Origin of the sequence: Neptunomonas sp. (assembly GCF_041601355.1) — a bacterium.
Taxonomy (GTDB): domain Bacteria; phylum Pseudomonadota; class Gammaproteobacteria; order Pseudomonadales; family Balneatricaceae; genus Neptunomonas.
Genome location: NZ_JBFIIH010000208.1, coordinates 1 through 4,401, shown reverse-complemented (window position 1 = coordinate 4,401; position 4,401 = coordinate 1). Strand labels below are relative to the sequence as shown.

Annotated in this window: 5 protein-coding genes; 4 read left to right on the top strand and 1 reads right to left on the bottom strand. The window is 45.7% G+C overall.

The genetic code is table 11. The features are described from left to right. Positions 1-335: 335 nt before the first annotated feature. The 4 genes from ABY436_RS19200 (at position 336) to ABY436_RS19185 (ending at position 3,546) form a co-directional block, all read left to right on the top strand. Complete coding sequence (locus ABY436_RS19200) at positions 336-998, top strand: PEP-CTERM sorting domain-containing protein (RefSeq protein WP_372740535.1); 663 nt, start codon at positions 336-338, stop codon at positions 996-998. A gap of 148 nt (positions 999-1,146) precedes the next feature. Next, positions 1,147-1,389, top strand: a complete 243-nt coding sequence (locus ABY436_RS19195; RefSeq protein ID WP_372740534.1) for a Trp family transcriptional regulator — start codon at positions 1,147-1,149, stop codon at positions 1,387-1,389. Between the two features lie 61 nt (positions 1,390-1,450). Further along, the gene (locus ABY436_RS19190) at positions 1,451-2,842 is read left to right on the top strand and encodes an anthranilate synthase component I family protein (RefSeq protein ID WP_372740533.1); all 1,392 of its coding nucleotides are present in this window, start codon (positions 1,451-1,453) and stop codon (positions 2,840-2,842) included. 2 nt (positions 2,843-2,844) lie between these two features. Continuing rightward, complete coding sequence (locus ABY436_RS19185) at positions 2,845-3,546, top strand: aminodeoxychorismate/anthranilate synthase component II (RefSeq protein ID WP_372740532.1); 702 nt, start codon at positions 2,845-2,847, stop codon at positions 3,544-3,546. On the opposite strand, the gene lnt is transcribed toward ABY436_RS19185, so the two are convergent. After that, a partial coding sequence (gene lnt / locus ABY436_RS19180) for an apolipoprotein N-acyltransferase (protein WP_372740531.1) occupies positions 3,499-4,401 on the bottom strand: 903 nt, incomplete at its 5' end. The two genes, ABY436_RS19185 and lnt, sit on opposite strands and share 48 nt — an antisense overlap.

The following is a 4,401-nucleotide window of genomic DNA, read 5'->3' as shown; positions in this document are numbered from 1 at the left end:
CTCTTGATTCACCCTGCTTGATTCATCCCTAAATGATATAATCTGGTAATGCAGTCAGTCATAAAAGCTGATGTCGTGTCAGCTTTTTTTACAATTCAAACTTAAGTTTGAATCAAATTTTTTTAATTTATTGATATACATCAGTTATGTCATTTTCGGCCTGTTAATTGCTGTATTTACTGGATGGGTAAAAGAGACGTCAATATTATTAGTCGCAACTAAATAGAGGCAAGTAAAAGTTGATTCTGCGTGATTCTATTTAGGTAGTGTTAGTGGAATGCTTCTGTCGTTTGTTTGATATCAGTGTTAAAAAAACAGTAATTAAGGATAGTAGAGTGAAAAAGATTATTGGCTTGGTTGCTTGTTTGTTTGTTGGTTCGGCTAATGCGGGATTCATTGAGCATATCGAGAATGGAGGGTTTGAGGCTGGCGATTTTTCTGACTGGACTGTTGTTAATACCGGCACAGGTCATTGGAGTATAAACGATGGAACGTTCGACACCGGTTATAATTTAATAAAAAAGCATCCAATCGATGGTGCTTTTGATGCTGTGACTACTAAGGGAAATGGAAACCCAGAGTTACAGAGTTTGTCTCAGGAGATATTGCTTCCGGGTTCATTTAGTGCCGCTGTATTAAGTTGGGATGATCGAATTGAAAGCGACGTGGCTTCTTCCAACCTAGTCAGAGAGTGGAGAGTTTTTATTGAAGGTGTAGATACTACATTGCTTAACTATGAGGTTTTCTCTACGGTCCCGGAAATAGGTGGTATATCTAGTAGATGGGCGTTTGATGTAACACCATTTTTGACCCCTTTTGCTAATGAAACTATCAGGATTAGCTTTGTGCACGAAGATCAGAATGGTTCTGTGAGTACTACCTTAGATAACGTTAGTTTCACAACCTTTACTGCTGAAGTTCCTGAGCCAGCTTCCCTGGCATTGTTGGGCCTGGGTCTGGTTGGTATCGGCTTTTTAAGAAGAAAGAAAGCGGCTTAATGTAAAAGTACTATTGCTTTCAAGAGCCCCGATCTTATTCGGGGTTTTTTGTATTATATCCCCTGTCTATCCATTGCCTTCCTTTCTTTTTATTAAACGCACTGTTTATCTATTGACAATTATTCTGATCGCACTAGCATACTAGTACATGAATACAGACAAACAATATACTCTTGAATTAATGGAACATCTGCTGGCATTAAGAACGCCAGACGAGATGGAGCAGGCGTTACGCGCGCTGCTAACCCCGGCTGAATTCTGCGAAGTTACCAAGCGTTTGCAGATCTTTAATATGCTGCAGCAGGGTGTGCCACAGCGTCAGATTGCAGAAACCTTGGGTGTGGGGATAGCGACCGTGACGCGTGGCTCGCGGGCGCTTAAAGCCGAATAAAGTCGAATCAGAGTCATTAAGAATAATTACGAATAATTAAGAGTAATAAGGTTAAAAGCATATGACATCGCGTAAACCCGATCGTATCGATCTGTCCCGTAAGCCGCATTATGTAACGATCGCCTCTGATTGTGATTTTTTTGATCTGTTCAAGAAGATTGAGAAACAGTTTGATAGCTGTTTTATGCTCGAGTCGTTGGGTGAGGATAGCTTTATCTCCCGCTACTCGATTATCGGGTTTGATCCGGAAAAAATTCTCTGGGCAGAGGGTAACACGCTGACGATTCAGCAGCGTGATGGCCGTTGCGAGCAGTATGAAAGCGATAATCCATATTATCTGTTGCGTGATCTGATACCCCAGGATGTGATCTCGCGTAAGTATGCGGGTGGGTTAACGGGGTATATCGGTTACGACAGCATGAACTATTTTGAGCCGACGCTTAACCTGCAGCGCAGTGATATGTTTGAAGCGTTTAAGTTTGGCCTTTATAAAGATGGCCTGATTCTCGATAAGATGACCGGCGAAGTGATCTATTTTTATTATACGGATAATCGTTTGGCGTTAGTTGAGTCGTTGATCGCGCAAGAATATGCGGGTAACGGCGAACTGGAAATCACGCCGATGGGTGAAACGATGACGCGTGCAGAGCACGCCGCCGCTGTGATGAAGGTTAAGCAGGATATTATTGACGGTAAAATTTTCCAGACGGAAGTTGGCTTTAAAAAGCGCTTTAAGCTGGAAGGCGACAGCATCAATATTTACGAGAAACTGCGCGAAGTAAATCCATCGCCGCAGATGTATTACGTTAAGTTCGGCGAGCAAAAACTGATTGGCGCCAGCCCTGAGTTGTTGTTCCGTTTGCGTCAGGGCGAGATGGAAACCTTCCCGTTAGCCGGTACGGCGAAGCGTGGCGCGACTGAAGAGGAAGACCGTGCACTGGCGCGTATCTTGTTGAATGATCCTAAAGAGATTGCAGAGCACAATATGATTGTTGATCTGCATCGCAATGATATTGGGCGTGTCGCGCAGTTTGGTACAGTAAAAGTGCGTAGCCTGATGGACATTAAGCGTTTTAGTCATGTGCAGCATATCTCCAGTGAAATAGTCGGCATCATTGCCGAAAATGAGGATATGTTCTCAGCATTAGCGAGTAACTTCCCTGCGGGTACCTTGACCGGCGCACCGAAGATCGAGGCGATGAAGGTGATTGATGATCTGGAGCTGGATGGTCGTGGTCCGTATGGTGGTGCGGTGGGGCACTTCTCGTTTAACGGCGATTGTACGTTTGCGATTCCGATTCGTACGGTGTTCGCTAACGGCGAAAATGCCTATGTGCAGACCTGCGGGGGGAATGTCTACGACTCGAATCCTGATGATGAATATGAAGAGATTCGTCGCAAATTTGCCGGTACTAAAAAGGTGCTGGATCTGTTTATTAAGGGGGAGAAGTGAGTATGAAAGTTTATATTATCGATAACTATGACTCCTTCACGTATAACCTCTATCAATTTATTGGCGAGATCCTGACGTCCGAAAAGTCCAAAGGGTTCCTGGAGGACTTTGAAATTATCGTCAAGCGCAATGATCAGGTGACCTTGTCAGAGATTCAGGCAGCTAATCCTGATCGCATTATTATTTCACCTGGCCCGGGTTCGCCGGATGATAAGCATTACTTTGGTGTGTGTGCGCAGGTTATTTCCCATTTTGGTAAAACCATTCCGTTGTTGGGCGTGTGTTTGGGGATGCAGGGTATAGTGCATCAATTCGGCGGTAAAGTGGTGAAAGCACATCTGCCGATGCACGGTAAGATCAGCCCGATTACGCATAACGGTGAGGGGATTTTCCGTGGTATTCCTGATCAACTGGAAGTGATGCGTTATCACTCACTGATGGCCGAAGCGGAGAGCTTTCCTGAGTGTCTGGAATTAACTTCGGTTGTTGGTGAGCTGACGCTTGATCAGTTTGCTGATTATGAAAAAATCCACCAAGGTGGTGAGTTTGAAGTAATGGCAGTACGTCATCGTGACTACCCGATCGTGGGTATTCAGTTCCACCCTGAATCCTTTGCCACTGAAGGCGGCAAGGAACTGATCAGGAATTTCCTTTTTTCAGGCGAGTTTTTTCCGGCGAATAAAGCAAGCAGCCAGCAGCAATAAGCTGAACAGCAACACAGGCGCGGCACCGTATTTTTGATAGGGTGTTGTGCCACTTCTGTTTTCGATACTTCCGCTTAACACCGCCTGCTGATAAGCAGGTGCCTGTGCTGTGATATTGCCATACGGATCGATTATCGCGGTGAGGCCATTGTTGGTGCTTCTGACTAACCAGCGGCCATTTTCCAGTGCCCGCATGCGGGCGATTTGCAGGTGCTGAGCGGGCGCTAAGGAGTGGCTGAACCAGGTGTCGTTGGAGACGGTAAGTATCCAGTCACTGTGGATGGATAATTGCCTGACGAGTTCCGGGTAGGCTATTTCGTAACAGATAGCTGCAGCAATCTTCATATCACCCGTGCTTAGCGTCGTCTGTGTTTCTGCCGGTAAGCTGAAGCTCGACATGGGTAGATTGAAAAACTCGATCACGCCTCGCAGATAGGCTTCCATGGGCACATATTCACCAAACGGAACCAGTCGTTGCTTATGATAAATATCCGTTTTGCCGGTCAGTACTGCCAGGCTATTGTGGGCGCGGTAGCCGTCGGGGTGCTCGCTATCGGCTTCAATAGACGGCAGTCCACTGATCAGTGTGCGGTTGTCTTTGTCGAAGCGGTCAAGTAGCTCAGACAGATAGGGCTTTGCTGAGGAAAGAAGTGATGGTATGGCTGTTTCGGGCCAGATGACCAGTGATGCCTGAGTGTCCCGCAGGGTTATCTTACTGTACATATTCAAAAATTCTGGCAGATAATTTTTATCCCATTTTAACTGTTGTGGGATGTTAGCTTGCACAATATCGACCTGTTGAATGTGTCCGCTGCTTTGTGTCCAGTCTTTTGGCAGAATAAGTGCCAGACAGGG